General features: G+C 63.2%; 1 pseudogene. It reads left to right on the top strand.

What is annotated here, in order from left to right:
- Positions 1-160: 160 nt before the first annotated feature.
- Positions 161-1,092, top strand: a pseudogene (locus tag EOA24_RS38945) (DNA topoisomerase); the annotation flags it as partial.

Raw genomic sequence — 1,092 nt, 5'->3', positions numbered from 1 at the left:
GCCATACACTCTAAGAGTGTATCGTCGGCGGCCACTTTCCAAATTGGCCGCTTCCCCTTGACCGATTGCAAAAGCACGGCCATGTGAGCGACGAAAGAGTGGGATTTCGTCGTGCATCGCGGAGTTCTTCCGCCACCTCACAGCTGATTAAAGAGACCTCATGGACGTCGTCGTCGTCGAATCGCCGGCCAAGGCGAAGACAATCAACAAATATCTCGGCAAGAACTATAAGGTCTGGCCTCGTTCGGCCATGTCCGCGATCTGCCGGCCAAGGACGGCTCGGTGCGCCCGGACGAGGACTTTGCCATGTCCTGGTCGGTCGACACGGCGTCCGGCAAGCGCCTCGCCGACATCGCCAAGGCGGTCAAGGATGCTGACGGCCTGATCCTCGCCACCGACCCGGATCGCGAGGGCGAGGCGATTTCATGGCATGTGCTGGAAGTCCTGAAGCAGAAGCGCGCGCTGAAGGACAAACCGGTCAGCCGCGTCGTCTTCAACGCCATCACCAAGGCCTCGGTGCTCGACGCGATGGCCAATCCGCGCCAGATCGATGCGCCGCTGGTCGACGCCTATCTGGCCCGCCGCGCGCTGGACTATCTGGTCGGCTTCACGCTGTCGCCGGTGCTGTGGCGCAAGCTGCCGGGCGCCCGTTCCGCCGGCCGCGTGCAGTCGGTGGCGCTTCGCCTGGTCTGCGACCGGGAATCCGAGATCGAGCGCTTCATCCGCGAGGAATACTGGCAGATCGCCGCCATCCTCAAAACGCCGCGCAACGACAGTTTCGAGGCGCGGCTCACCGCCTTTGCCGGCAAGAAGCTGCAAAAACTCGATATCGCCAACAAGGCGCAGGCCGACGACATCAAGGCGATGCTGGAAGGCGCGACCTTCAAGGCATTGTCGGTCGAAGCCAAGCCGACAAAGCGCAATCCCGGCCCGCCCTTCACCACCTCGACGCTGCAGCAGGCCGCCTCGTCCGGGCTCGGCTTCTCGGCGACGCGCACCATGCAAGTGGCGCAAAAGCTCTACGAAGGCATGGATATCGGCGGCGAGACCGCCGGCCTCATCACCTATATGCGAACCGACGGCGTGCAGATG

The sequence above is a fragment of the Mesorhizobium sp. M2A.F.Ca.ET.039.01.1.1 genome, assembly GCF_003998035.1.
GTDB lineage: Bacteria > Pseudomonadota > Alphaproteobacteria > Rhizobiales > Rhizobiaceae > Mesorhizobium.
Note: the sequence above shows the minus strand (reverse complement) of the source record. Positions and strands in the feature narration are given on the sequence as shown.